Origin of the sequence: Chromobacterium sp. ATCC 53434, from assembly GCF_002848345.1 — a bacterium.
GTDB lineage: Bacteria > Pseudomonadota > Gammaproteobacteria > Burkholderiales > Chromobacteriaceae > Chromobacterium.
The window spans coordinates 2,277,071-2,301,010 of sequence record NZ_CP025429.1; the positions used below are offsets into that span (position 1 = coordinate 2,277,071).

Annotated in this window: 28 protein-coding genes, 1 tRNA gene and 1 pseudogene; 18 read left to right on the forward strand and 12 right to left on the reverse strand. The window is 65.9% G+C overall.

The window, feature by feature from the left end; all coding sequences use genetic code 11:
* The first annotated feature begins 166 nt into the window (after positions 1-166).
* Positions 167-721, forward strand: a complete 555-nt coding sequence (locus CXB49_RS10305) for a thymidine kinase (protein ID WP_101708310.1) — start codon at positions 167-169, stop codon at positions 719-721.
* A gap of 42 nt (positions 722-763) precedes the next feature.
* Here CXB49_RS10305 and CXB49_RS10310 read toward each other — a convergent pair whose 3' ends face one another.
* Entirely contained in the window at positions 764-1,132 is a 369-nt protein-coding gene (locus CXB49_RS10310; RefSeq protein WP_101708311.1) for a VOC family protein, read from the reverse strand.
* A gap of 150 nt (positions 1,133-1,282) precedes the next feature.
* Here CXB49_RS10310 and CXB49_RS10315 point away from each other — a divergent pair, with 150 nt between their 5' ends.
* From CXB49_RS10315 to CXB49_RS10340, 6 genes are all read left to right on the forward strand, one after another.
* Entirely contained in the window at positions 1,283-1,495 is a 213-nt protein-coding gene (locus CXB49_RS10315) for a 4-oxalocrotonate tautomerase family protein (protein WP_255409612.1), read from the forward strand.
* A 7-nt stretch (positions 1,496-1,502) separates the two neighbouring features.
* On the forward strand, positions 1,503-2,246 hold the full coding sequence (locus CXB49_RS10320; RefSeq protein WP_101708313.1) for an alpha/beta fold hydrolase: 744 nt from the start codon (positions 1,503-1,505) through the stop codon (positions 2,244-2,246).
* Positions 2,247-2,272: 26 nt separating this feature from the next.
* On the forward strand, positions 2,273-2,806 hold the full coding sequence (locus CXB49_RS10325) for a GNAT family N-acetyltransferase (RefSeq protein WP_101708314.1): 534 nt from the start codon (positions 2,273-2,275) through the stop codon (positions 2,804-2,806).
* A gap of 9 nt (positions 2,807-2,815) precedes the next feature.
* A complete protein-coding gene (locus tag CXB49_RS10330; RefSeq protein ID WP_101708315.1) occupies positions 2,816-3,241 on the forward strand; it encodes a GNAT family N-acetyltransferase in 426 nt (141 codons plus the stop codon).
* Complete coding sequence (locus CXB49_RS10335; RefSeq protein WP_101708316.1) at positions 3,234-3,794, forward strand: GrpB family protein; 561 nt, start codon at positions 3,234-3,236, stop codon at positions 3,792-3,794. Before CXB49_RS10330 ends, CXB49_RS10335 begins: the two co-directional genes overlap by 8 nt.
* A gap of 122 nt (positions 3,795-3,916) precedes the next feature.
* Positions 3,917-4,489, forward strand: a complete 573-nt coding sequence (locus CXB49_RS10340) for a type 1 glutamine amidotransferase family protein (protein WP_101708317.1) — start codon at positions 3,917-3,919, stop codon at positions 4,487-4,489.
* 10 nt (positions 4,490-4,499) lie between these two features.
* Here the strand turns inward: CXB49_RS10340 and CXB49_RS10345 are convergent, their stop codons facing one another.
* Genes CXB49_RS10345 through CXB49_RS10355 form a run of 3 tightly spaced genes read right to left on the reverse strand, consistent with a single transcriptional unit; the run spans position 4,500 to position 6,211 of the window.
* Positions 4,500-5,192, reverse strand: coding sequence for a YafY family protein (locus CXB49_RS10345; protein ID WP_101708318.1), 693 nt, complete (start codon positions 5,190-5,192; stop codon positions 4,500-4,502).
* Positions 5,193-5,195: 3 nt separating this feature from the next.
* Positions 5,196-5,987 (reverse strand): type I methionyl aminopeptidase, encoded by a 792-nt coding sequence (gene map / locus CXB49_RS10350; protein WP_101708319.1) that lies wholly within the window; start codon positions 5,985-5,987, stop codon positions 5,196-5,198.
* Positions 5,984-6,211 (reverse strand): ParD-like family protein, encoded by a 228-nt coding sequence (locus tag CXB49_RS10355; RefSeq protein WP_101708320.1) that lies wholly within the window; start codon positions 6,209-6,211, stop codon positions 5,984-5,986. Before CXB49_RS10355 ends, map begins: the two co-directional genes overlap by 4 nt.
* A gap of 199 nt (positions 6,212-6,410) precedes the next feature.
* On the opposite strand from CXB49_RS10355, the gene CXB49_RS10360 reads away from it, so the two are divergent.
* Together CXB49_RS10360 and CXB49_RS23950 are read left to right on the forward strand one after the other, a co-directional pair.
* Positions 6,411-7,007: a LexA family transcriptional regulator gene (locus CXB49_RS10360; RefSeq protein ID WP_101708321.1), complete on the forward strand. Its 597-nt coding sequence runs from the start codon at positions 6,411-6,413 to the stop codon at positions 7,005-7,007.
* An 18-nt stretch (positions 7,008-7,025) separates the two neighbouring features.
* Positions 7,026-7,172: a hypothetical protein gene (locus CXB49_RS23950; protein WP_199406824.1), complete on the forward strand. Its 147-nt coding sequence runs from the start codon at positions 7,026-7,028 to the stop codon at positions 7,170-7,172.
* A gap of 156 nt (positions 7,173-7,328) precedes the next feature.
* Here CXB49_RS23950 and CXB49_RS10365 read toward each other — a convergent pair whose 3' ends face one another.
* The gene (locus tag CXB49_RS10365) at positions 7,329-8,861 is read right to left on the reverse strand and encodes a mechanosensitive ion channel family protein (RefSeq protein ID WP_101708322.1); all 1,533 of its coding nucleotides are present in this window, start codon (positions 8,859-8,861) and stop codon (positions 7,329-7,331) included.
* Between the two features lie 204 nt (positions 8,862-9,065).
* Positions 9,066-10,013, reverse strand: a complete 948-nt coding sequence (locus tag CXB49_RS10370; protein ID WP_101708323.1) for a tRNA-dihydrouridine synthase — start codon at positions 10,011-10,013, stop codon at positions 9,066-9,068.
* A gap of 67 nt (positions 10,014-10,080) precedes the next feature.
* On the opposite strand from CXB49_RS10370, the gene CXB49_RS10375 reads away from it, so the two are divergent.
* The 9 genes from CXB49_RS10375 to CXB49_RS10415 all read left to right on the forward strand — a co-directional run bounded on the left by CXB49_RS10375 (position 10,081) and on the right by CXB49_RS10415 (position 18,145).
* Positions 10,081-10,536: an N-acetyltransferase gene (locus CXB49_RS10375; protein WP_158300740.1), complete on the forward strand. Its 456-nt coding sequence runs from the start codon at positions 10,081-10,083 to the stop codon at positions 10,534-10,536.
* 58 nt (positions 10,537-10,594) lie between these two features.
* On the forward strand, positions 10,595-10,810 hold the full coding sequence (locus tag CXB49_RS10380) for a DUF1653 domain-containing protein (protein WP_101708325.1): 216 nt from the start codon (positions 10,595-10,597) through the stop codon (positions 10,808-10,810).
* 11 nt (positions 10,811-10,821) lie between these two features.
* Entirely contained in the window at positions 10,822-11,748 is a 927-nt protein-coding gene (locus CXB49_RS10385; protein ID WP_101708326.1) for a histone deacetylase, read from the forward strand.
* 17 nt (positions 11,749-11,765) lie between these two features.
* Entirely contained in the window at positions 11,766-12,311 is a 546-nt protein-coding gene (msrA, locus tag CXB49_RS10390; RefSeq protein ID WP_101708327.1) for a peptide-methionine (S)-S-oxide reductase MsrA, read from the forward strand.
* Positions 12,312-12,381: 70 nt separating this feature from the next.
* Positions 12,382-14,649 (forward strand): ATP-binding protein, encoded by a 2,268-nt coding sequence (locus CXB49_RS10395; RefSeq protein ID WP_158300741.1) that lies wholly within the window; start codon positions 12,382-12,384, stop codon positions 14,647-14,649.
* Positions 14,649-15,317, forward strand: coding sequence for a response regulator transcription factor (locus CXB49_RS10400; RefSeq protein WP_101708329.1), 669 nt, complete (start codon positions 14,649-14,651; stop codon positions 15,315-15,317). Before CXB49_RS10395 ends, CXB49_RS10400 begins: the two co-directional genes overlap by 1 nt.
* Positions 15,318-15,326: 9 nt before the next feature.
* Complete coding sequence (locus CXB49_RS10405) at positions 15,327-16,202, forward strand: NAD kinase (RefSeq protein WP_101708330.1); 876 nt, start codon at positions 15,327-15,329, stop codon at positions 16,200-16,202.
* Between the two features lie 17 nt (positions 16,203-16,219).
* Positions 16,220-17,890: a DNA repair protein RecN gene (gene recN, locus CXB49_RS10410; RefSeq protein WP_101708331.1), complete on the forward strand. Its 1,671-nt coding sequence runs from the start codon at positions 16,220-16,222 to the stop codon at positions 17,888-17,890.
* A gap of 167 nt (positions 17,891-18,057) precedes the next feature.
* Positions 18,058-18,145, forward strand: a tRNA-Ser gene (locus CXB49_RS10415).
* A gap of 46 nt (positions 18,146-18,191) precedes the next feature.
* On the opposite strand, the gene CXB49_RS10420 is transcribed toward CXB49_RS10415, so the two are convergent.
* The 6 genes and pseudogenes from CXB49_RS10420 to CXB49_RS10450 all read right to left on the reverse strand — a co-directional run.
* Positions 18,192-19,262, reverse strand: a complete 1,071-nt coding sequence (locus CXB49_RS10420) for a tyrosine-type recombinase/integrase (RefSeq protein ID WP_101710675.1) — start codon at positions 19,260-19,262, stop codon at positions 18,192-18,194.
* 5 nt (positions 19,263-19,267) lie between these two features.
* The gene (locus tag CXB49_RS10425) at positions 19,268-19,519 is read right to left on the reverse strand and encodes a DUF4224 domain-containing protein (RefSeq protein ID WP_199406825.1); all 252 of its coding nucleotides are present in this window, start codon (positions 19,517-19,519) and stop codon (positions 19,268-19,270) included.
* A gap of 158 nt (positions 19,520-19,677) precedes the next feature.
* Entirely contained in the window at positions 19,678-22,482 is a 2,805-nt protein-coding gene (locus tag CXB49_RS10435; protein ID WP_199406826.1) for a toprim domain-containing protein, read from the reverse strand.
* 11 nt (positions 22,483-22,493) lie between these two features.
* Positions 22,494-22,883, reverse strand: a complete 390-nt coding sequence (locus CXB49_RS23445; protein ID WP_158300742.1) for a hypothetical protein — start codon at positions 22,881-22,883, stop codon at positions 22,494-22,496.
* 16 nt (positions 22,884-22,899) lie between these two features.
* On the reverse strand, positions 22,900-23,448 hold the full coding sequence (locus tag CXB49_RS10445) for a phosphohydrolase (RefSeq protein WP_101708334.1): 549 nt from the start codon (positions 23,446-23,448) through the stop codon (positions 22,900-22,902).
* A 292-nt stretch (positions 23,449-23,740) separates the two neighbouring features.
* Positions 23,741-23,933: pseudogene (locus CXB49_RS10450) on the reverse strand (helix-turn-helix domain-containing protein); the annotation flags it as partial.
* Positions 23,934-23,940 lie beyond the last annotated feature (7 nt).

Below are 23,940 nucleotides of genomic sequence, written 5' to 3' on the forward strand. Positions count from 1 at the left end.
TGGAAACCTTGGATTGGAAGACGCGCCTCCGGGTGCATCTAGTTTTAGCGAATCCATATTACGATCTTTCCATTGCGGCCGCCCCGCGAGACGCGCGCCGGACCGCACAAGCCCGACGCATCATGATATGCTGCGCGCCCCGGCACCGCATCCGACCGACCACCCAATGGCCAAACTGTTTTTCCGATACGCCGCGATGAACAGCGGCAAAAGCACCCAGCTGCTGCAGATCGCCAACAACTACGAATCGATGGGCAAGGCGGTGGCGCTGTACACCAGCGCCATCGACGACCGCTACGGCGTCGGCATGATCACCTCCCGGCTCAACATCCAGCGCGAATCCGCCACCTTCGACGCCGGCTTCGACTTCCTGGCGCAGGACTACGGCGACACCGCCTGCATCCTGGTGGACGAGGCGCAGTTCATGACGCCGGCACAGGTACAGCAGCTGCACCGGCTGGCCCACACCCGCAACATTCCGGTGATCTGCTTCGGCCTGCGCACCGACTTCCAGGGCCACCCGTTTTCCGGCTCGGCCTGGCTGCTGTCGCTGGCCGAGGACGTCGAGGAAATCAAGACCATCTGCCAGTGCGGCCGCAAGGCGACGATGCACATCCGCATCGACGGCGCCGGCCGCCGCGTCAAGGAAGGCCCTCAGGTGGAGATAGGCGGCGAGGCGCGCTACCGCGCCGTGTGCGGCAACTGTTTCCACGCCGACTGAGGCCGCCGCGTCAACGCCGGGGCCGGCGATGCCAGCCCGCCGTCACACCGCCGCCACGTAAGCCCGCAGGCGGTGGCCGTCCGGATCCAGCGCGACAAAGGTACGGCCAAAATCCATTTCGGTGATCGGCTGGACAATGCGCAGCCCCTGCGCCCGCCAACTGTCGAAACAAGCCTCCAACGCGGCGGCATCGTCCAGCCGCACGGCCAGCTCTCCTCCTCCGCCCATCGCCTCGGCGCCCGGCTCCGCCGCCTCGCGCGACCACAGCCCCAGACGCATGCCCGACGCGAAACGGAACATCGCGAAGGTCGGCGTCTCCGCCAGCGGCGCCAGATCGAACAGCCGGGAATAGAAGCGCGCGCTTTGCGATGCCTGCTCGACATACAGAATGACAAGATCGGGATATTGCATGGTGGTTCTCCTGGTTGATGCCGCTTTGCTGCGACAGGTCCCCATGCTAATCGGCACTGCTGTCAGTTTCTGTCAGTAGCGATCATCCGGCAATCATGACAACATGATCCCGCCATCCACCCATGGCGCCACCCAGCATACCAACAAAGGATTCAAGCGATGCCCTACGTCAACGTACAGATCACCGCCGGCGCGACCCGCGAACAAAAAGCCGAACTGGTGAAGGACATCAGCGCGTCGCTGGTCCGCCATCTGGGCAAGAAGCCCGAGCACATCCATATCGTGATCCAGGAAATCCTCGAAGAAAACTGGGGCTACGCCGGCCAGCTGGTGGACGACTGGAAGCGCGGCGGCGCTCAGTGAGGTCGGCATGCGACATCACCACCGCCGCATAGACGGCGACCCGGCCCGCCCCTGCCTGGTCTTCCTGCACGAAGGACTGGGCTGCGACACGATGTGGGGCGGCTTTCCCGACCGGTTGTGCCAAGCCACGGGGCTGGCCGGCCTGGTGTACGACCGCCAGGGCTACGGCCGCTCCGAGCCGCTGGCGCGGCCGCGCACGATACACTATCTGCACGAATACGCGCTGCGCGAGCTGCCGGCGGTGCTGGCGGCCTGCCTGCCCGACCGCGACTACATCCTGATCGGCCATTCCGACGGCGGCAGCATCGCGCTATTGCACGCGGCGGAACAGCCGGCGCGGCTGAAGGGCGCGATCACCGTCGCCGCCCACGTCTTCGTCGAAGACGCCACGCTCGCCGGCGTGCGCACGGCGGTCGACGCCTGGCGGGCCGGCAAGCTCGACGGCCTGCTCAAATACCACGGCGACAAGGCCGAGACGCTGTTCCACGCCTGGTCCGACACCTGGCTGAGTCCCGCCTTCGCCCACTGGAGCATCGAATACGCGCTGCCGTCCATAGCCTGCCCGCTGCTGGCGCTGCAAGGCGCCGACGACCAGTACGGCAGCGCCGCCCAACTGGACGCCATCGCCGGCCAAACGCGGAACGGCCGACAAACGACATTGCCGCGCTGCGGCCACAGCCCGCATCTGGAGGCGCCGCAAGCCACGCAACAGGCGATGGCGGACTTCATCGCCGGGCTTTGCGGCCCCTGACCCACCCCGCACAAGACGGAAAACCGATGCTGTTCGACGCCATGCCCACGCTGGACCACCCCGACGCCGTTCTGCGGCCGCTGTACCCGGACGACATCCTGAGCTGGTACGACTACCTGACGCTGCCGCAGGTGTTCGAACACACCAGTTGGAACCTGCAGGCCCCGTCCGAGCTGGAAGACTACGCCTGGCAGCCTGAGCGCTTCACCGATTCCAGCGCCCTGCGCTTCGCCATCGCCGATCGGGGCAGCGACCGCCTGCTCGGTACCGCCGGCTTCCATACCGTCGCCCCGGTCAACGCCAGCGCCGAAATCACCTACGACCTGAGCCCGTCCGCCTGGGGCCGAAAGCTCGCGGCGGCCGCCTGCGCCGCCCTGCTCGACTGGGGCCACGGCCATGCCGGCCTGATCCGCATCCAGGCGACGGTGCTGCCGGAAAACGTCCGCTCGATACACGTGCTGGAAGGCAGCGGCTTCCAGCGCGAGGGCCTGATGCGCAGCTATCGCAAGGTGCGCGGCCCGTCGCGCGACTTCTGGATGTACAGCCATATCAAAAATTAGGAGAAACCGATGATCCAGCTGGCCCGGCAGGACCAGGAAATCGAGCGCTGCTTCGCCGTGATGCGGCAACTGCGGCCGCATCTGCGGGCCGACGCCTTCGTCGCTGCGGTGCGCGCGCAGATGGCCGAGGGCTATCAACTGGCCTTCCTGCAAGACGGCGACGCCATCGCCTGCGTGGCCGGCTTCCGTCTGCAGCGCACGCTGATCGCCGGCCGCAGCCTGTATGTCGACGACCTGGCCACCGACGAGGCCGCGCGCTCGCACGGCCACGGCGCGGCGATGATGGCCTGGCTGCGCCGGCTGGCGCTGGCCGAGGGCTGCGGCGAAATCCATCTGGACTCCGGCGTGCAACGCCACCGCGCCCACCGCTTCTACCTGAACCGCGATATGGACATCGTCGCCCATCACTTCTCGGAGCGGCTGACCGATGGCTGATGCGATAAACATCGTGCCGTACCAGCCTGGCTGGGCCGGCGAGTTCGCCGTCCTGGCCGAGCAGCTCGGCGCCGCGCTCGGCGGCCTGGCCCTGCGCATCGACCATATCGGCTCCACCTCGGTGCCCGGCCTGGCGGCCAAGGACGTGATCGACGTCCAGCTGACGGTCGCCGAGCTGGACGATGAAGCCGTCGCCGGCGGCCTGCTCGCCGTCGGCTTCGAGCTCAAGCCGTTCGACCGCGACCATCTGCCGCCGGGAGGCGACGATGCGCCGGCGCAATGGCGCAAACTGTTCTTCCGCGAGAAGACGGGCCAGCGCCGCGCCCACATCCACGTGCGACGGGCCGGCAGCACCAACCAGCGCTACGCGCTGCTGTTCCGCGACTATCTTCGCGCCCAGCCGGCGACGGCGGCGGCCTATGGCGAGCTGAAACGGCGGCTGGCGGCCGGCCTGGCCGACCCGGACAGCTACCCGGACGTCAAGGATCCGGCGGTGGATCTGATCTATCTGGCGGCCGAGCAATGGGCGGCGCATACCGGCTGGCGGCAATAGGGACGCGCGGCAGCCGGCGATGAACGCTGCTGACAGAAACTGACCATCGCGTCGATTAAGGTTTGTCATCCGCGGCGGAATCCGCCGTCGCGGACTCTCTACGACAAAGACAAGGAAACCCGATGAAACGCGCCATCACCATCCTTACCGAAGGCTTTTCCGACTGGGAAACCGCGCTGCTCAACGCCTCGGCTCGCTGCTATTACGGCTTCGACGTGCGCTACGCCGCGCCCGGCGGCAAGCCGCTCACTTCCGCCGGCGGATTGATGGTCACGCCGCATCTGGCGATAGACGCGATCGAGCTTGAGTCGCTGGACCTGCTGGTCGTCTGCGGCGGCACCATCTGGCAGACCCCCGAGGCGCCGGACCTCTCGGACCTGCTGGCCGCCGCCCGGGCCCGCGGCGTCGTCGTCGCCGGGATTTGCGACGGCACCCGCACGCTGGCGCAGGCCGGCGTGCTCAACGAGGTGCGCCACACCTCCAATTCGGCGGACAATCTGGCACTGCCCGGCTATGCCGGCGCCGCCCGCTACCAGGACGTCCCCCACGCGGTCGGAGACCAGGGCGTCGTCACCGCGCCCGGCACCGCGCCGGTCAGCTTCATGGCGGAAATCCTGACCGCGCTGGACATCGGCGGCGCCGACCTCGACGCCTACCTGGCGATGCACGCCGCCGAACACCGCAGCAGACGCTGAGCCCCGGGCGTCAGGGCGCGTCCGCGGCGATGCCCAACAGCTGCCGCCACTCCTTCAACAGGGACTGGCGGCGGCGCGGATAGCGCTCGTCCAGGCTGTCGCAGCGCCCTATCCTGTCGCAGCGGAAATGGCGGAAATCCTGGCGCAGTTCGCACCAGGCCGCCAGCACCTGCGTCTTCTCGAAAAAACCCAGCGCGAACGGCCATACCACCCGCTGGCTGTCGCCGCCGTCGGCGTCCCGGTAGCGCAGGGCCAGCTTGGACTGGCGGCGTATGGCGTCGCGCAGCGCGGCCATGTCCACCGCGATGGCCGGCGCCGCTGCCGGTCCCACCAGCAGCGTCTCGTCATCCAGCCGCCGCCGCAGATCGTCCGGCAGCACCGCCGCCACCTTGGCCAGCGCGTTGCCGGCGGCGCCGGCCAGCCGGGCGTCCGCCCGCTTCTCCACCCAGCGCATGCCCAGCACCAGCGCCTCTATTTCCTCCTCGGCGAACATCAGCGGCGGCAACAGGAAACCCGGTCGCAGCTGATAGCCTATGCCCGCCTCTCCGGCGATGTCGGCGCCCTGCAGCTGCAGGCTGGCGATGTCGCGATAGACGGTGCGCACGCTGATCTCCAGCGCGTCGGCCAGCGCCTGCGCCGTCACCGGGCGGCGATGCCGGCGCAGCAACTGCAACAGCGCCAGCAGGCGTTCGGAGCGCGCCATCGCTCAGCTCAGCGCCGGATAGCCGCCCAAGCCGTCCGGCCAGGCGGTCAGCACCTCGAAGCCGTCGTCGGTGACGGCAACCATATGCTCCCACTGCGCCGACCACGAGCCGTCCTGGGTCACCACCGTCCAGCCGTCGCCCAGCTGCCGCGTGCCCGCCTTGCCGGCGTTGATCATCGGCTCGATGGTGAACACCATGCCCGGTTTCAGCTTCAGGCCGGCGCCGCGACGGCCGTAGTGCAGCACCTCCGGCTCCTCGTGATAGACCCGGCCGATGCCGTGGCCGCAGTATTCGCGCACCACGCTGAAGCCGGCGGCCTCGGTCACGTTCTGGATCGCGTGGCCGACATCGCCCAGCGTGGCGCCGGGACGGACCGCCAGGATGCCTGCGCGGGTGGCGTCGTAGCAGGTCTCGACCAGCCGCCGCGCCTCCGGCGACGGCGTGCCGGCATAGAACATCCGGCTGCTGTCGCCATGCCAGCCGTCCTTGATCACCGCCACGTCGATGTTGACGATATCGCCGTCGCGCAAGACCTGGGTCTGGGACGGTATGCCGTGGCACACCACCTGATTGACCGACGAGCAGATCGCCTTCGGATAGCCGTAATAACCGACATTGGCCGCCTTGGCGCGCTGCACCTTGACGATGTATTCGTGACAACGCGCGTCGAGCTCCTCGGTGCTGACGCCGGGCTTCACATGCTCGCCTATCATCGCCAGCAGCTCCGCCACCAGTTTTCCCGCCTCGCGCGCCTTGGCCACCTCGGCCGGCGACTTGATCACCACCTTGCTCATCGCGCCGCCTCCTCCGCCCGTCGTTGAATGTCCAGCCCGCTCCCGTCCTGCCCGGCGCGCAGCAGCAGCTGGCAGATCTCGCTGTAGCGCATGTCCGGATTCAGCTCGGCCAGCATGCCGATGCGCAGCCAGTGTTCGGCCTGGGAGTTGATCGAGCGGCTCAGCGCCTCGCTGGCCGCGCGCAGATTGTCATGCATCTGCTCGGAAATCTTGACGATGCCCATAAGCGGCTCCGATATACGTTTAATATATGAAACGTATAACAATTGACGAAAACTGGCAAGCGCGCCGTGCGCTGTCTCCGATTGCCAACAGCCGGCCGGGCCTGATCCGGCGCGGCTCCGACGTTCTTTCCGCGTATCCTGGCCCCGATGCGGCGCCGGCTTTCTTGCAATTCCGTTTGATATTGTACAGAATCAAATCATGGACAAGGACACACCCAAACAACACGGCGGCAAGCGCTCCGGCGCCGGCCGAAAATCGGTCTTCGGCGGCGACAGGACGGTGGCCCTGCGCGTGCCGGAACCGCTGAAGCCCATCCTGCAGCAGTGGCTGGACGACTACCGCAGCTGGCGCACCGCGGACAGCGCGCAGGCATCCGACTTTCGCACGCTGGGCGCCCAGCTCAGCGAGCTGTCGCTGCCGCTGTTCGCCGGCAGCGTGCCGGCCGGCTCGCCGGTGCCGGCGGACGATCTGAAAGAGGCCGACATCGACCTCAACACCCATCTGGTCAGCCGTCCCGGCGATACCTTCATGGTCACGGTGAAGGGCGATTCGATGCAGGGCGCCGGCATACACGACGGCGACCTGCTGCTGGTGGAGCGTGGCCGCGAACCGCGCAACGGTAAGGTGGTGGTGGCCGCGCTGAACGGCGAATTGACGGTGAAACGGCTGGAGCGCGGCCCGAACGGCCTGCGGCTGCTGCCGGAAAACCCGGCCTATCGGCCGATAGACGTGCCGGAAGATGCCTCGTTTCATATCTGGGGCGTGGTGACCAGCGTCATCCACAAAGTGGACTAGCCAGCGAGGGAGACAGCGATGGGACAGCAAAACGACAGCATCAAGATGAAATTCAACGACTGGAAGCGCTTGCCGCGCCCCTACCGCGCGATGATAGCCGGCCAGCCGCAAGTGCTGGTCAGCCGTCCCGGGCGCGACTACTTCATGCCGGTGCAATTCGTCTGAGCGGCCGCTGGCGACCAGCGGCGCGGACGCCCCGCTCCGACTCCGGACTCTGGCAAGAACTCCGGCGGCGGGAGACGTTTCGCGGACCGCGGCTGGCGTTGCCCCCGTCGCCCGGCGGAAGCCGGCCGCGGCGCGATAAAGCCCCGGCACAACGGCTCAGTGCTTGCTGAGCCCGAAGAAGTTGCGGATCCGGTCCACCAGCTCGCCGCGGCGCGGCGCGCTGCCTGCGGCGTCCTGCCAATCGTCCGGCATGCGGTTGCGCCTTTCCTCCAGCCGCTCGGCCAGTATCGCCGAAATGGCTTCGGCCAACTCCTTGCGCGACTCCAATATCGACTGGAAGGCCTCCTTGTCCAGCCGCAGGCACTCCACATTGGAGCGGGCGATCACCGTCCCCGAACGCGACTCGCCGGTCATCAGCCCCATTTCGCCGAAGAAGCTGCCGGCCTTCAGCACGTCGACCAGCTTGCGCTCGCCGTCCGGCAGCGCCACCCACACCTCCACCTCGCCGGACAACATGATGTACAACCAGTGCGCCACCGATCCCTGGTGCATGATGATGTCCCCGGTGACGAAGGGCGTGAACTTCAGCTGATCGGCCAGAATCACCATCTCCTCGTCGTTCAATCCGGACAACAGCTCCACCCGGCGCAGCGCCTGCACCCGCTCCTCCAGGTGCTTCTTCATCCGCGCCTCCATGTACTTCTCGTTCTCCTTGATCGTCAGCACATTGTAGTGGGGCGACGCCATGCGCAGATTGTGCCGGCGCAACGCGGCGTCGATATGGGTGCGCACGATGGAATCGGTCAGGTCGTCGGCCGCCAGATTGGTCAGCCAGTAACGGACGGCGTAACGGCTGTAGCCGTTTTCGAAACCCATCAGGATGCAGTTGGGCTCCGGCGTCAACGCCACGCCGGGCAGCTGCGCCTCGCGCAGCGACTTCTCCACCACCGAGATGATCTGGGTAGGCAGCGTGTCCCAGCTGATGCTGAACCACACCCAGCGCCGCCATTGTTGCGGGCAGCCGTGGCGCTTGCCGAGGATGGCGAAGTGGTTCTTCATCAGCACGCTGTTCGGGATCACCAGCGTTTCCCAATTGCGCGTCTCCACCGTGGTGGCGCGCCAGTTGATCTCCACCACCCGGCCAACCAGGTCGCCGACCTTGATCCACTCACCGATCTCGACCGAATTGTCGAACTGCAGCGACAACCCGGCCAGGATATTGCCCAGCGTGTCCTGCATCGAGAAAGCCAGCACGGCGGTGATGACGGCGGAGGTGGTGACGATGTGGCTCAGATCCAGGCCGGCCAGCCGCAGCAGCACCAGCCCCCAGCCGACGTAGCCTATCGTGACCAGGATGTCTTCGAGAATGCGGGGCGGATGCAGCCGCAGCAGCGGCATCAGCAAGCGGAACAGCAGCATCGCCCACAGCCGGATCAGCGCCAGCCCCATCACGATCAGCGCCGTCTGCCGGACGATCTCGCCGGCGCCGGCCTGGCTGCTGAAGTTGACCACCAGCAAGGCCGCCAACGCGATCAGCAAGGTGCGCAGCGTCCGTTTGCGGCTATCCGACCGCAGCAGATAAAGCAAGGCCGCGAACGCGGCGGTCACGCCGACGGAAACCGTCAGCGAGCCATACCATACTGCCGGAATGAGTTGCTCCAGCCAGCCTACCCCGGGGGTGGACGCCATGCCTGCTCCGCCATGGTTTTTGCTCTATTCATAGCTCACGGCGGCAGATAAAAAAAATCCCTCCCGTGAGGGAGGGGTGCAAGGTATCGGGGAAGTGTAAGATCCGCGGCCGAGCTGGCCGACAGAAATTACAGAGCCCTGTTTTACCAAAACAGGACACCATTTGATGTTAACAACAGTTCCCGGTTTCCGGTATGAGTATATCTACTTACCCAATTTTGCCATCAGAATATCTTCAATGATTTCAGGACCTTGCTCACGTCGAATCTCATCGAACAAATGGCCCGCCTCCGGCCAGGTGCGTTTCAGCAGACCCAGCCACTGCTTCAGCCGCGCCACCGGGTAGCGGTTCTCGCCGGACTTGTCGCGGCATTGGCCAAAAAAGTCCAGCACCCACGGCAACATGTCGTTCCAGGACATCGGCTCGGCGGGCCCGCCGCCGGCGATGCGCCGCGCCAGATCCGGACAAGCCACCAGGCCGCGGCCTATCATCACCGTGTCGCAGCCGCTGTCGGCGCGGATCGCGCGATAGTCGTCCAGCGTCCAGACCTCGCCATTGGCCGTCACCGGTATCGCCACCGCCTCGCGGATGCGGGCGATCCAGTCCCAGTGGGCCGGCGGCCTATACCCCTCCACCTTGGTGCGCCCGTGCACCGTCAGTTCGGCGGCGCCGGCGCTGGCGATGGCCTGCGCGCACTCCAGCGCCCGGCTCTTGTCCTCGTAGCCCAAGCGCATCTTGGCGGTGACCGGCGTGGCCGCCGGCACCGCGCGCCGCACCGCGCCGACGATCTCGTGCAGCAGCTCCGGCTCGTTCAGCAACACCGCGCCGCCGCGATGGCGGTTGACAGTCGGCGCCGGACAGCCGAAATTCAGATCAACGCCGGGCGCGCCGAGACTGGCCGCCTTGGCGCCGTTTTCGGCCAGGCAGGCCGCGTCCGACCCCAGCAGCTGCACCCGGACCGGCACGCCGGCGCGGGTTTTGCCGGCGTTCGCCAGCTCAGGCGCCAGCCGCATGAAGGTGCGCGTGGGCAGCAGCACCGAGGTGACGCGCACGAACTCGGTGACGCACAGATCGATGCCGCCGATGCGGCTCAACACGTCCCGCATCACATCGTCAACCAGCCCTTCCATCGGGGCAAGCACCAGCTTCATTGTCTAACCTGCTGAAAAAGGGCGTTATTGTAACGCAGCGCGGATCAAATACATGAGGAGATTGTCGATGAGCGCCAACCTCACCATCGCCACGCCGGAATCGGTCGGCAGCTGGCTGCCGCTGTTCACCGCCTACCTCGCCTTCTACCAGGTGAGCCAGCCCCCCGAGGCCTGCCTGGAATATCTGGGCGAGCGGCTGCGCCGGCGCCAGGCCGTGGCCTTCCTGGCTAGCATCGGCAATCGCCCGCAAGGCTTCGCTCTGATGTACACCGGCTTCTCCTCGCTGGCGTTGCAGCCCTGCTGGGTGCTGCACGACCTGTTCGTGGCGCCGGAGGCTCGCAGCCAGGGCATAGGCGCCCAGCTGATAGAACGCTGCCAGCAGTATGCGCGCGATCTCGGCGGCGGGCAGATCATGCTGCAAACCGCCCACGACAATCAGCGCGCGCAACAATTGTACGAGCGGCTGGGCTTCGTGCAGGACAAGGCTTTCCACGTTTACTACTGGAGCAGCGGCGCTTCTTGACGCTGCCGGCCGGCTGCGGCATTCTCGGCGCCCGTTCCCATCCGCACAGGAAGCCTGAATGCCGTCTCCCGGAATCTACCAGCATTTCCGCAACCGCCAGCGCTATCAGGTGCTGGGCATCGCCAAGCATTCGGAAACCCATGAACCGATGGTGATGTATCGCGCGCTGTACGGCGACTACGGCCTGTGGGTCCGGCCGGCGGCGATGTTCGACGAGATGGTGGAACACGAGGGGGCGCAGGTACCGCGCTTCACGCTGATCCAGCCGCTATAGACCACAGACCGATGCGCCTTTACCGCACCGACGCCTTCCCGCTGCCGCTGCCGACCGGACACCGCTTTCCGGCCGAGAAATACCGGCTGCTGGCGGAACGGGTGGCCGCCTGGGCCGCGCCGTGGATGGAAGTCGCCCCGGCGGCCACGCCGTACGAACTGACGCGCGCCCACGATCCGGCCTATGTCGCCGCGGTGGAGGACGGCTCGCTGGACGCGCGCTCGCAGCGCGAGATCGGCCTGCCGTGGTCGCTAGAGCTGGCCGAGCGCAGCCGCCGCTCGGTCGGCGCCACCATCGCCGCCAGCCGCTCTGCGCTGCAGCACGGTTGCGGCGTCAATCTGGCCGGCGGCACCCATCACGCCGGCCGCGACGGCGGCGCCGGCTTTTGCGTGTTCAACGACATCGCCGTCGCCGCCTTGCTGATGCTGGACGAGGCACGCGCCCGCCGCATCCTGGTGGTGGACCTGGACGTGCATCAGGGCGACGGCACCGCGGCCATCGCCGCCGGCGAGCCGCGCATCTTCACCTTCTCGATGCACGGCGAGCGCAATTTTCCGTTTCGGCGCGTCGCCGGCTCGCTGGACATCGATCTGCCCGACGGCACCGGCGACGCGGTCTATCTGGACGCCTTGCGGGACGCGCTGCCGCGAGCTTTCGCCGCCGCGCGGCCCGACCTGGTGTTCTACCTGGCCGGCGCCGACCCCTACCGCGGCGACCGGCTGGGCCGGCTGGCGCTGTCGTTCGCAGGACTGGCGGCACGGGACCGCTTGGTGATGGAGGCCTGCCGGCGCCACGACGCCGCGCTGGTGCTGACGATGGCCGGCGGCTACGCCGATCCCATCGCCGACACCGTGACAATCCAGGCCGAAACCGTCAGACTGGCCTGTCAGCTGTTCGGCGACGCCGCGCTCGGCCCGGCGGCGGCGCGGCACGGTTAACCCTACACGGAGGAATCATGGAAAAAGCGATTTTGGGCGGCGGCTGCTTCTGGTGCCTGGAGGCGGCCTTCTCCGGCCTGAAGGGCGTGCGGCGCGTGGTCTCCGGCTACTGCGGCGGCCATGTCGACAATCCAGACTACCGGGCGGTCTGCGCCGGCGTCACCGGCCACGTCGAAGTGGTGGAGGTCGAATACGATCCGGCCATCGTCGATTACGCCACGCTGCTGCAAGTCTTCTTCGCCGTGCACGATCCGACGACGCTGGACCGCCAGGGCCACGACGTCGGCAGCCAATACGCGTCGGTCATCTTCCACTTGAATGAGGTCCAGCGCGAAATCGCCGCCGGCACCGTCGCCGAGCTGGAACGGGAACAGGTGTTCGCCGACCCCATCGTCACCCGGCTCGCGCCGGCGCCGCGCTTCTATCCGGCCGAAGACTACCACCAGGACTATTACCGCCAGAACGCGCAGCAAAACTACTGCCAGCTGGTGATCTCGCCGAAGCTGGCCAAGATCCGGCGAAAATTTTCCCACCTGCTGCAGAACCCAGAGGCGCAAAGCTGAATGCGGCCGGTATAATGTTCGGCCGCCCCGCGGCACGAACCATATACTCGCACCCATCGAAACCAGAAGCATGCCAGACGTTGAAGTGCCCCGCCCCTCTCCTCTTCGCGCGCTCAAGACCCATCTGCAGTTGCTGCGCGCCTCCACCCCGCGCAGCAAATGGCTGGGCGCCCTGTGCTGGCTGCTGGCTTTCGGCCTGCTGCTGGCCCATGCGTTGCTGCAGGATCTGCGCCAGCAACGCCAGGCCTTCCACCAGGCGACCGAGCTGCTGCTGCAAAACAGCAGCCACCGGCTGCGCGGCAGCGAACTGCTGCAGGCCGAGGCGGCCGACATCGCCGCCCGCGCCCGCGACGACGGCCAGGAGCGCATCCGCGCGCTGGCGCTCACGGCCACGCGAAACCAGCCGCAGCTCTATTTCATCGGCTACCAGCCGCTGGTCGGCCAGGAACAGCGGGCGGATTTCGAAGCGCGGCTGTCGCAACGGCTGGGCAAGCGCTACACCCTCCTCGACTACCTGCACGGCCAGCACAACGACTGGCGCGACCCGGCCGCCTGGCGCCCGGCCCCGCCGCGCTCGCGCTACCTGCCGCTGAGCATGGCCGAGCCTGGCCTGGGCTCGACCGACTGGCGCGAAATGGGCCTGGATCTGCTGAACGACAGCGTATTGTCCTCGTCGATCAACCGGGCGCTTGGCCATCTGCAGGCCTCGTCGCCGACGCTGCGGCTGCGCAATGGCGAGTTCGGCATCGCGCTGTTCCAGACCGTCTACCGCATCGCGCCGCCGTCGCCGGTGCCCATGGTGCGCATCGAGCAGGCCGCCGGCGTGGTGATGCAGGTGCTGTACCTGAAACCGCTGCTGGCCCTGCCGCCGTCGCTGGCCGGACGCTACTCGCTGCAATTGCTGCGCCGGGACGGCGACGCCGCGCCGCTGCGCCTGGCCGTCGAGCGCGATGGCGGCCGGCTGGCCCGGCTGCTGCCGCGGCTCAGCCATCGCGGCGCGCTGTCGTCGCTGCCCTACGACCTGGTGCTGGAGCGGCAGCTGCAGTTCGAGCGCCTATCCGCCGCCGAGCTGGCGCTGTGCATGCTGTTCGCGCTGGTTCCGGCCTATCTGCTGTGGATGGCGCTGTCGCTGCTGGAATACAACCGCCAGGCGCGCGAGCAGATACAGGACGACATCTTCCGCGAACGCGAATACGCCAGCGTGGCGCTGCGCGGCATCGGCGACGCGGTCATCAGCGTCGACACCCGCCAGATCATCCAGTACCTGAATCCGGCGGCGGAAACGCTGCTGGGCCTGCCCGCCGCCCAGGCGCTGCAGCGCCGGCTGCAGCAGGTGGCGCCGCTGCACTACGAGTTCTCGCGCCAGCCGACGCAGGATCCGATGGAGCAGGCTATCGCCAGCCGGCAAGTGGTCCACCTGGCGCAGAACTGCTACCTGAAGCGCCATAGCGGCGAGAAATTGCTGGTGGAGGGCTCGGTGGCGCCGTTGCTCGGCCGCAACGGCCAGCTGATCGGCGCAGTGCTCACCTTCCGCGACACCGCGCCGATACGCCGTCGCATGCTGGCCGCGCTGGAAGCCAGCGAAACCCGGCTGCGCCAGCACGAAATGGAACTGGCGCGGGTGGCTCGCATCAATACAATGGGGGAGATGGCCTCCGGCATCGCCCACGAAATCAACCAGCCGCTGTCGGCCATCATGAGCTACTGTCAGGCCGGCCTCAGCCTGCTGGACGACGACGAGATCGACATGGCCATGCTGCGCCGCGCGCTGACCTCGTCGGTCAAGCAAGCGGACCGCGCCGGCCGCATCATCCACCGGCTGCGCGAATTCGTCACCAGAAAGAACCAGCAACTGGCGCCGGTACAGTTGAATCAGGCTGTACACAACGCGCTGTCGCTGCTGGATTACGAATTGCAGGATCACGACATCCACATTGAGCAAAACTTCGCGCCCGAGTTGCCAGTGGTATACGCTGACACTATCCAGTTGGAACAAGTGGTGCTGAACCTGGCGCGCAACGCGGTGGAAGCCATGGAGCATACCCGGCCATGGGGGCGGCTGAACATCACCACCCGTAAACAAGGAGAGCGGGTGCAACTGATCATCAGCGACAACGGCAGCGGCATTCCGGCCGACAAGCTGGACCGGATTTTCGATCCCTTCTTCAGCACCAAGCCCAACGGCATGGGGCTGGGCCTGGCGATCTGCCAGACCGCGATCGAAGCTTTCGGCGGCAAGTTGAGCGCTGGCAACAAGCCCGGATCCGGCGCGGAGTTCATCATCGACCTGCCATGCGCGGCGCGCAGCATGGCCGTACCTTCCGGAGTAGAAGCCTGATGCAAAACACCACCCCTACCGTCTTCATCGTGGACGACGACACGGCGGTACTGGACTCCCTGGCCATGCTGATCACGGCCCAGGGCATGCGCACCGTCACCTATCCCAACGCGATGGAGTTTCTCGACGACTACCAGGGCAACCAGATCTGCTGCCTGGTGCTGGACATCCGCATGCCGCAGATCACCGGCCTGGCGTTGCAGGAACAGCTGCTGGAGCGCGGCATCCACATCCCCATCGTGTTCATCACCGGCCACGGCGACATCGAACAGTGCCGCCGGGCCTTCCAGAACGGCGCCAACGACTTCCTGACCAAGCCAATCGACCAGGCCCGGCTGATTTCCAGCCTGCGCAAGTGCATCCTGATCAGCATCCAGCAGCACCAGCAGGAAGAGGAAACCCAGGAAGTGATGACCCAGCTGTCGCGTATCAGCGGCCGCGAGCGCGAAGTGCTGGAACTGGTGGCCGACGGCCTGTCCAGCAAGGAGATCGCCCGCGAACTGGATTTGTCGCCGCGCACCATCGAAGTGCACCGCGCCAATCTGTTCAGCAAGCTGGGCGTGGATTCGCTGGCCGACTTGATCCGCTTCTACCTGAAAGCGCTGGAAGCCACAGGCAAAAAGCGCAACAAGGATATTTCCCTCACAGAAACGCCGCCGACCCAGTAGAATCGCCGCATGGAACGACTGTTCAAACATATTTGCCTGGTAGCCCGTCACAGCAAGCCCGGCATCACGCCGTCGCTGTTGCTGCTGGCCGACCACCTGGCCGCCGGCGGCGCCACGGTGCTGATCGACAAGGAAAGCGTGGGTCCGGACGAAGCCAACGGCCACGTACTGATAGACCGCAACGACATGGGCAAGCTGGCCGATCTGTGCATCGTGCTCGGCGGCGACGGCACCATGCTGTCGATAGCCCGCCTGCTGGCCCCGTACCGCGTGCCGCTGGTCGGCATCAACCAGGGCCGGCTGGGCTTCATGACCGACATCCCGCTGCACGAGATGCTCAGCTCGGTCGACGCCATCCTGCACGGCCAGTTCGTGCCGGAGGACCGCATCCTGTTGCAGGCAGCCGTCGTCCGGGAGGAAGCCGAGGTGGCCAGCGCGCTGGCCTTCAACGACGTGGTGTTCAGCCGCGGCGCGGTGGGCTCGATGATCGAGTTCGAAGTCTTCATCGACAACCAGTTCGTCTACAGCCAGCGCTCCGACGGCCTGATCGTGTCAACGCCCACCGGCTCCACCGCCTACTCGCTGGCCTCCGGCGGCCCCATCCTGCACCCGACGCTGCAGGCCATCGCGCTGGTGCCGATCTGCCCGCAGTCGCTGTCCAACCGCCCGATCGCCGTCAACGACTCCTGTGAAGTGGAGTTCATGCTGACCCGCGGCCTGGACGCGCGCGTGCACTTCGACGGCCAACTGCACTGCGACCTGATGGAAATGGACCGGGTGCTGATCCGTCGCTACCGCAACCCGCTGCGCATCCTTCACCCCGAGGGATACAACTACTACGACATGCTGCGCCACAAGCTGCACTGGGGCGAGCGCCTGATCTGAACGGAACAGACCACACCATGCTTCTCTCGCTGACCGTCAAGGATTTCGTCATCGTCGACAGCATCGCGCTGGACTTCGCCGCCGGCTTCACCGTGCTGACCGGCGAGACCGGCGCCGGCAAATCCATCATGCTGGACGCGCTAGGCCTGCTGCTGGGCGACCGCGCCGAGGGCGCCCAGGTGCGCGAAGGCGCCGAGCGCGCCGAAATCACCGCAGAATTCTCGCTGGAACGGCGTCCCGAAGTGGAAGCCTGGCTGGCCGGCAACGAGCTGGCCGGCGACGAGGGCGTGCTGCTGCTGCGCCGGCTGGTGGACCGCGGCGGCCGCTCCAAGAGCTTCGTCAACGGCCAGGCGGCCACGCTGGCGCAGCTGAAGCAGCTGGGCGAGTTCCTGGTCGACATCCACGGCCAGCACGCCCACCAGTCTCTGATGAAGAGCGAGACCCAGCGCCAGCTGCTGGACGCCTACGCCGGCTCCACCGCGCTGGCGCGCGACACCCACAAGGTGTGGCAGGAATGGCAGGCCGCGCGTCAGGCGCGCCAGGACGCCGAACGACTATCGCGCGAATCGGAAGTGGAGCGCGAACGGCTGACCTGGCAGATAGGCGAACTGAGCGAGCTGAACCTGCAGCCGGACGAATGGAACACGCTGAGCCAGAACCACACCCGTCTCTCCCACTCCGCCGAATTGGTGCAAAGCGCCGAGCTGGCGGTGGACATGCTGTCCGAACAGGACAACAGCTGTCTGACCCAGCTGGCCCACGTGCAGAACCGGCTGTCCAAGCTGGCCAACCTCGACCCCCGGCTTGCCGACACGCTCTCGCTGCTGGACTCGGTGGACGCCGAACTGCGCGAAGTGGTGTACAGCCTGCGCGACTACGCCAGCGACATCGACCAGGACCCGAGCCAATTGGCCGAGATGGAACGCCGGCTGGACCTCTTGATGAGCGCCGCGCGCAAATACCGCGTGCAGCCGGCCGACCTGGCCGACAAGCTGGCCGACTGGCAGCAGCAGCTGGCCGCGCTGGAGGCCAGCGTCGACGTCGAGGCGCTCAGCGTGGCCGAGGCCGCCAGCCTGGCCCGCTATCGCACGCTGGCCGAGGCGCTGTCCGGCAAGCGCCGCCAGGCCGCCAGCGAACTGTCCGAACGCATAGGCAAGGAAATGCAGCGGCTGGCGATGGGCGGCGCCCGCTTCGCCATCGAATTGTCGGCGCTGGCCGAGCCGGGCGCCCACGGCATGGAGTCGATAGAGTACCTGGTGGCGGCCAACGCCGGCACCAGCCTGCGCCCGCTGGCCAAGGTGGCCTCCGGCGGCGAACTGTCGCGTATCAGCCTGGCGATGCAGGTGGTGATCAGCCAGGTGGCCAGCGTGCCGACGCTGATCTTCGACGAAGTGGACGTCGGCATAGGCGGCCGGGTGGCCGAAGTGATAGGCCACATGCTGCGCGAACTGGGCCAACGCTATCAGGTGCTGTGCATCACCCACCTGCCGCAAGTGGCGTCCTGCGGCCGCCATCACTGGCAGGTCAGCAAGCGCGAACAGAAGGGCCAGGTGCTCAGCCGCATCGCACCACTGGACGCCGAACAGCGGGTGCTGGAAATCGCCCGCATGCTGGGCGGCGCCGAACTGACGCAGACCACGCGCGAGCACGCGGCCGAAATGCTGGCCGCCAACGCCGCCGCCCTCTAGTCAAAAGCGGCGATTCGCTATAGAATTGCGGGCTCTTACCGAATCGGGAAGCGTGGCAGAGTGGTTTAATGCAACGGTCTTGAAAACTGTTGCATCCCCCCTGAACGCCAGTAAATACAAGGGTCCATTTCCGCAATTCGGAAATCGTTTCCGCAACTAGACTGTTTGGAAGTGTGGCCGAGTGGTTTAAGGCACTGGTCTTGAAAACCAGCGATGGGAAACCATCCGTGGGTTCGAATCCCACCGCTTCCGCCAAAAAAATGGCCCAAGCATCTGCTTGGGCCATTGCCGTTTCTGACGCCTACCGTGTGGGTTTGACCTTCTGGCCAACCCGGAGATAGACCTTCTTGGTGATCTCCTTGTCTGTGTGGCCCAACAGTGCGCTGGCCGACTCCAGATCCTCGATCTCGCTGGCCGCCTTGGGCCGGATGTCACGAAACTGGAATGCCCTCACCCGCTCTGCCAGTGCCAGCCCCTCCGGCGTCTTTCCCTCTTCTGCCTTCTCCGCCGCGGCGGCGCGGGCAGTATCGAAGCGGCTGCGCAACGTCCACTGGTTCAGCGGCTGGCCGGCCGGCGTTGCGATCAGGAACAAACTGCGCACCTTGCGAGGGCGGGCACGGATCCGGTCCAACAGCAGGCCCAGCTCCGTCCGGCTGCCATCTGCCCGGTAAAGCTGGATGCTCAGCCTGGCGCGGGTCTTGTTCTGCTTGACCTCCAACGCACCATCCCTAACATCCGTCTCCCGCATTTTCAGCACGTCACCAGGTCGCTGGCCGGTCAAGTAGCTCAGGTCCATGGCATCCTGCAGCTCCTCGCAAGCCTGAGCGTAAACAGCGTCCCACACGTCCGCACTGGCATAAAAATCGCGCGGCGTCTCTTTGTTCTTCCTCACACCCCGGACCGGGTTCTCCCGCGACGTATAGCCCCACTCCCGCGCCATGTTGAACACGTGAGACAGCAGAGCGATTTCCCTGTTCGCGCGAACCCTGGCCGTCCGCTTGTCCCGATATTGCGCCACATGCTGAGGGGTAATCGCATCGACCGGCGCGGTATCAAACACCGGCCGGAGCTGACGCAAGCAAAGGAAATTCTCCCGCTGGGTCTTTGGCGCCTTGCCGGGGATCACTTCCTTTTCATAACGATCAAAAATAAAGCCCATACGGCCCGTTTCCACAGCCGCCGGCTTGCATTCAAACTCTGCCCATTTGCGCTTAGCCTCATTCAAAACGCTGCCCAGCGGAAACTCCTTACGCTGGCCGTCAGCGTCCCGGCCGTTGTAGTAATAGCCCACCCACACCTTGCCGTTCTTGAGCTTTCGCTGCCGCCTCAGCATTCTGGGAGGCAGGTCCCAGCCGGATTTTTTTCTCCGCATCGCCATTACCTCACGCGTCCCATATCAGGAACCCACCGCTCGGAACCAGGCAATCCACTCGGATTGATGCCGGACAACTTCAGCCTGGCGTACAGCCTGCCCACCACCGGCGCGCCGGCGCGGGTGGTGTGGTAGATCCAATGATTATTCTTCAACCAGTCCACTTGATCCTTGCGACGCGCGCCGCCTGTGATGGCAGCCAGTTCCTCCGGACTCAAGGTTTCACTGGAAATAGGCATTTCATACATCGACTCCATACCTCACCTCTCTCTTCAGCGGCTTCTGAAGCAACACACCGGCCGCGCCGCCGAACGACTCGACATAAGTCTGATGCGGCGGGAAAAACTGATAATCCACGGTGCAAGCCGGAATTTGGCCCCGTGATAGCGAAGTGCAGGCCTTGTTATCTGCGTTGTCATGGAATATCCCGCTTGATCTCCGGCGCCGCCGACAAGCCCAGCGCCTCCAGTTTGTTCAGGCTGATGGCCGTCATGTGGCCGATCCGCCGCCTATCGATGGTTTTCTCCACGTCGTCCAGCATCTCGCCCTTCCGTGTCGCAACCACGCCGCTGCCCAGCAGCTGGCTCTTGAAAATGCGGCCGGTCTTCACCGGCAGGCCATCGAACTTGGCACGCAAATGATTGGCGGTGGAGATATGGTCCATGATGTGGTTCGGCCGGATATACAGCAGCATGTCCACTTTGCCCTCGTCGTCCGGCGCCTCCTCCCAGGCATACGGGTGGTCGAAGCGGCGCGCGTCAAGCTCGGACAGGGCGATTTCCATGATGCGCACCCAAGGCAGGCGCGTGCCGTCGGTCTCGGATAGATGGCTGTTCATCTCCGCCAGCAGGTCCTCGATGAAATGCCCCTGGACGGCGTCGATCTCGGCGAACTCGCAGAGCAGATGCCAGGCGGCCAGGATGGCGGCGTAGTTCTCCATCATCCGGTTGCTCGTGGCGTCGCCATCGCCGGAACGGCTCTTCGCCTGGCAGAACCGCAGCATGGATTTGTGCAGGTCGCGGATACGCGCCGGCTCGGTGCCGGCCAAGAACTGCAGCCACGGCCAGACGGGAAACTGCGGCAGCTCGTGCGGGATCATCGGCCCCTGCCGTTCCACCGTCAGCTTGGAGCGGCAGACCTTGGACTGCAGGCTCTGGATATCCACCTCTTCGCCGGCCAGCAGCACCGGCGCGCACATCAGGTACGGCGTCAGCGCGGCGCCGATCCGGGTGAACTCGAAGCGGTATGTGCTCTGCAGCAGACCGTCGATGTCGGTCAAAATGCTCTTCGGCAGCTTGGAGAATTCATCCCAGCCCACCGGGTTGGTGGTATAGGACACCGACGCCCGCCGGCGGTGGTCGGTCTTCAGCATCTGCCCAGACAGCACTTGAAACGAAAAGCTGCGCTGCATGCCCTCCATCAACTTCGATTTGCCGGAGCCTTTGTCCGCCTGCATTTCGAAGTGCGGATAGAAGCCGATCAGCATCTTCAGGTGCGCGCCCAGCGCCCACACCATGGGGATGGCCGCGGCGTTGTGGGTGAACGTCTCCTGGTAGGCGGCAATCACCTGCCGCGCGGCCTGCTTACCGCCGCGGGGGAAGGACAGGTTGTGATACAGGCACTGCTTGGCCGGCTCGGTGAAATAGCAATCGTTGCCTTCCAGCGCTGCAAGCTCACCGCCGCGCCACGCCAGGCCGACGAAATTGACAACGTCGCGGGCGCCGATGTCGGCGGTGCGTTCCAGGATCGAAATCATTCGGGCGAACTCCTTGGGTTTCCAGATGTAGCCGAAGCGGCCGGCCCACCAATCCAATGAAAAAATCTTGTCGTCGGTGATCACCGCGCGCTGCAGCGTGCTGCCATGGCGCGGAACTTGGGCGCTCACGCCAAACACGGTTTCCGGCTGATTGTCCGGTGTGCCATTGATGGTTGCCGGATGGCTTTGAATGCGCAGACGGCTCAGACCGGCGATGCGAAAGCCGCACAGGTCGGCCATTTCCTCGCTACGGCGCTTGTTGCCGCCGTCGTCTTCGTGATCCTTGAACTCCTGCACGTACTGGGTGAAATCATCGGACTGGCGGAATCGCCAGTAGATGCTCCAGTCCAAGGGAGGCAGAAATATCCGGCGCCGGCCGTGGGCCTCGTCGGCGCTGCAGGCCGGATTGCCGGGGATCAACCAGGGTTCGATCTGCTTCAGCCGCGCGCCAAGCTCTCCGGCGCCGCCGTCCTGCAGCACATCGTTGATGTCCTGGCCCTCGTTCCAGTCCAGCATGTTGACGAATCGGTTGGCGATATCCATCGCCGTCAGTCGCTCGTTCAACCGCCAGGCGGCGGCCAAGCCTGGGCGTTTGCCGGTCTTCTCGTTCACCTTGTCGGTGTGGTCCAGCGCGATCAACACTTTCTTGCCGCGCAGGAACGAGAAGTCGATGGTGTCCACGTTGGCCACGCCGCGGACGGCATAGGCGGCGTAGCCCTCCGGCCAGTAGCAGCTCTCCACCGACAGCGCGTTGATCGGTGACTCCACGACGTAAATGGTGTGGGCGCGCTTCAGCCGGTTCAGATCGCTGTACCAGCCGTAGCCGCTTTTTTCGCCCTGGCATTGGGTTTTCACGCCGCCGTTCAGGTCCGGTTCCTGGTAGCGCATGTCCACGGCCACCACGCGCCCCGGGTTCAGCGTCCGGACGATGAAAGCCGCGGCCGCGCCGCCATGGCCGGGCTCGCCGGCCGGCACCTTGTTGGATGTCCAGTTGTTCCAGCCGATGGCCTTGTTCTTCAACGCCCGTACCAACACCTCCTCGGTGATACCTCGGCCGCGCAGGTATTCCAGCACGGGCTCGGTTTCCTGCAGGCATCGATCCGCAATCCACTCCTCCGTCGATCTGCGCACCGGCGCCGCCGGCGTGTCCGACGACGGTATCGGCAGGCCGAACCAATCCCCCAGCAGCCGGGCCGCTTCCATATGATCGCCGGCCAGGCCAGCGTAGATCACTAGATCGATGGTTGTGCCGCCCTGCCCCGTGGTGTGATCCTTCCAGCCTGCTCCGTACCGGCCCTTGTCAGCCCCATGGATCGACAAACTGGGCTGTTTTTCCTTGCGCGCGGGGCTGAAGTAGTTGCCTCGGCCACCGTCCTGCCGCATCCCCAAGCGTGCCGCTACTTCATGCAGATCCAGCTCTTTCAGGCGAGCGAACCACTCCGCCATGCGCGGATTCTGTGCCATGGTGTTCTCGCTTATCGGTAGGCAGGTGTGGCGCCGGCCAGCGCCAGGTCGGCGGCGATCGCCACCCGTAGGCCCGAGTCGTGGGCGAACAGCACCGCGCGCAGCGCCGGCAGCGCCGCCATGCGCCAGCCGGACACTGCGACGGTGGCGAGGCGCGCCACCACGTCAGTGAAGTCCTGATTGTCCAGCTCCACCTCGGCACCGGGCACGTCCGCATCGATCACCGCGCACGCCTCGCCCCATGGCACCGGACATCCGTCCACCAGGCCCAGCAGCGATCCATCCAGCGCATGCAGCGGCGCCACCGCCACGAGGCCCCTCTCGGCCACGATCGCGTGGCCAAAGCTGCGGAAGGCGCGCCGGTCGGCGCTGAACGGAAGTAAGGTTTTGATATTCGCCATTGCCACACCTTTTGTTTCATGCGCCGATCAGATCCAGCTGCGCAGTTTCCTCGAACAACGACACGAAGCGCGCCGCGGCCTGCTCCATCGACATCGGTTTGATAAGCTCCGGCAGGGGAGCCACCCCCGCCAGAATCGGCCACTCCACCCCAGACTGCGGCATCAGGTCGCGCCGCTCGGTGGCCAGCAGCACCAGATCGGCGCGGCGGATAGCCGCCCTGTCCTCCTCGCTCAGCTGCAGGCCGTAGCGCGCCTCCACCGCCGCGGCCACCAGGCCCTCCGTGTACTGATAGCTCGGTAGCACCCGCTTCAGCGGCGTTACCACATCGCCGATGTAGGCTTCTTGCGCATCGTGGAGCAGCCCGGCCCGCATCAGCCGCGGCGGCAGGATGCCCGCCACCCGCACCGAATGCTCGGCCACGCTGTAGAACGGCCGGCAGGCGCCGCCAAAGCGGCAGATATGCGCCAGGTGGTGGGCAATATCCTGGATGTCGATGTCGGCCTGCGACGGATGGAGCAGGTCCACTAGGCGGCCGGAAACGGTTTCGATGATGGCGGTGGTCATTCCGCGCGCCCCAGTTCCATGCCGATCGACGCGCCGCGGATGCGGCCCAGCAGCTGGTTGGCGTCGTGGTCAAAATCGTGGGCTTGCTGTTCCAGGCAGTTTGCGGCCAGCACGCGGTCCGCCTCCGTGCCGTCCGTCTCGCCCCGGATGCGGCCCAACAGCTGACTGGCCTCGCGGTCGAATTCCCGGGCCCGTTGCTCCAGGCGGTTGGCGGCCAGCTGGCACTCCATCAGCTCGGACACGTCAAGGTGGCCAGCGAGCAGCGCGCGCACCGCGGCCGCATTCGCCGACGTGATCAGGCCCAGGTCGATCTGGTGGACGTGGACAACATTCAGCAGGGTGCGCACCGGGCGCGGCATGTTGCGGTCGTTTTCGTAGCGGCTGCCGCCTGACTGGGTAACGCCGATGCGGCTCCAGAACTCTTGTTGGTTCAGGCCGGACAGACGACGGATTTCACGGGGGGTACGGGTCAGTTGGGTTTTCATGTGGATC

Excerpts from the sequence above, each read along its gene's own strand:
- CXB49_RS10305 (WP_101708310.1), top strand. The coding sequence starts at position 167 with ATGGCCAAACTGTTTTTCCGATACGCCGCGATGAACAGCGGCAAAAGC.
- CXB49_RS10310 (WP_101708311.1), bottom strand. The coding sequence starts at position 1,132 with ATGCAATATCCCGATCTTGTCATTCTGTATGTCGAGCAGGCATCGCAA.
- CXB49_RS10320 (WP_101708313.1), top strand. The coding sequence starts at position 1,503 with ATGCGACATCACCACCGCCGCATAGACGGCGACCCGGCCCGCCCCTGC.
- CXB49_RS10325 (WP_101708314.1), top strand. The coding sequence starts at position 2,273 with ATGCTGTTCGACGCCATGCCCACGCTGGACCACCCCGACGCCGTTCTG.
- CXB49_RS10330 (WP_101708315.1), top strand. The coding sequence starts at position 2,816 with ATGATCCAGCTGGCCCGGCAGGACCAGGAAATCGAGCGCTGCTTCGCC.
- CXB49_RS10335 (WP_101708316.1), top strand. The coding sequence starts at position 3,234 with ATGGCTGATGCGATAAACATCGTGCCGTACCAGCCTGGCTGGGCCGGC.
- CXB49_RS10340 (WP_101708317.1), top strand. The coding sequence starts at position 3,917 with ATGAAACGCGCCATCACCATCCTTACCGAAGGCTTTTCCGACTGGGAA.
- CXB49_RS10345 (WP_101708318.1), bottom strand. The coding sequence starts at position 5,192 with ATGGCGCGCTCCGAACGCCTGCTGGCGCTGTTGCAGTTGCTGCGCCGG.
- map (WP_101708319.1), bottom strand. The coding sequence starts at position 5,987 with ATGAGCAAGGTGGTGATCAAGTCGCCGGCCGAGGTGGCCAAGGCGCGC.
- CXB49_RS10355 (WP_101708320.1), bottom strand. The coding sequence starts at position 6,211 with ATGGGCATCGTCAAGATTTCCGAGCAGATGCATGACAATCTGCGCGCG.
- CXB49_RS10360 (WP_101708321.1), top strand. The coding sequence starts at position 6,411 with ATGGACAAGGACACACCCAAACAACACGGCGGCAAGCGCTCCGGCGCC.
- CXB49_RS23950 (WP_199406824.1), top strand. The coding sequence starts at position 7,026 with ATGGGACAGCAAAACGACAGCATCAAGATGAAATTCAACGACTGGAAG.
- CXB49_RS10365 (WP_101708322.1), bottom strand. The coding sequence starts at position 8,861 with ATGGCGTCCACCCCCGGGGTAGGCTGGCTGGAGCAACTCATTCCGGCA.
- CXB49_RS10370 (WP_101708323.1), bottom strand. The coding sequence starts at position 10,013 with ATGAAGCTGGTGCTTGCCCCGATGGAAGGGCTGGTTGACGATGTGATG.
- CXB49_RS10375 (WP_158300740.1), top strand. The coding sequence starts at position 10,081 with ATGAGCGCCAACCTCACCATCGCCACGCCGGAATCGGTCGGCAGCTGG.
- CXB49_RS10380 (WP_101708325.1), top strand. The coding sequence starts at position 10,595 with ATGCCGTCTCCCGGAATCTACCAGCATTTCCGCAACCGCCAGCGCTAT.
- CXB49_RS10385 (WP_101708326.1), top strand. The coding sequence starts at position 10,822 with ATGCGCCTTTACCGCACCGACGCCTTCCCGCTGCCGCTGCCGACCGGA.
- msrA (WP_101708327.1), top strand. The coding sequence starts at position 11,766 with ATGGAAAAAGCGATTTTGGGCGGCGGCTGCTTCTGGTGCCTGGAGGCG.
- CXB49_RS10395 (WP_158300741.1), top strand. The coding sequence starts at position 12,382 with ATGCCAGACGTTGAAGTGCCCCGCCCCTCTCCTCTTCGCGCGCTCAAG.
- CXB49_RS10400 (WP_101708329.1), top strand. The coding sequence starts at position 14,649 with ATGCAAAACACCACCCCTACCGTCTTCATCGTGGACGACGACACGGCG.
- CXB49_RS10405 (WP_101708330.1), top strand. The coding sequence starts at position 15,327 with ATGGAACGACTGTTCAAACATATTTGCCTGGTAGCCCGTCACAGCAAG.
- recN (WP_101708331.1), top strand. The coding sequence starts at position 16,220 with ATGCTTCTCTCGCTGACCGTCAAGGATTTCGTCATCGTCGACAGCATC.
- CXB49_RS10420 (WP_101710675.1), bottom strand. The coding sequence starts at position 19,262 with ATGCGGAGAAAAAAATCCGGCTGGGACCTGCCTCCCAGAATGCTGAGG.
- CXB49_RS10425 (WP_199406825.1), bottom strand. The coding sequence starts at position 19,519 with ATGGAGTCGATGTATGAAATGCCTATTTCCAGTGAAACCTTGAGTCCG.
- CXB49_RS10435 (WP_199406826.1), bottom strand. The coding sequence starts at position 22,482 with ATGGCACAGAATCCGCGCATGGCGGAGTGGTTCGCTCGCCTGAAAGAG.
- CXB49_RS23445 (WP_158300742.1), bottom strand. The coding sequence starts at position 22,883 with ATGGCGAATATCAAAACCTTACTTCCGTTCAGCGCCGACCGGCGCGCC.
- CXB49_RS10445 (WP_101708334.1), bottom strand. The coding sequence starts at position 23,448 with ATGACCACCGCCATCATCGAAACCGTTTCCGGCCGCCTAGTGGACCTG.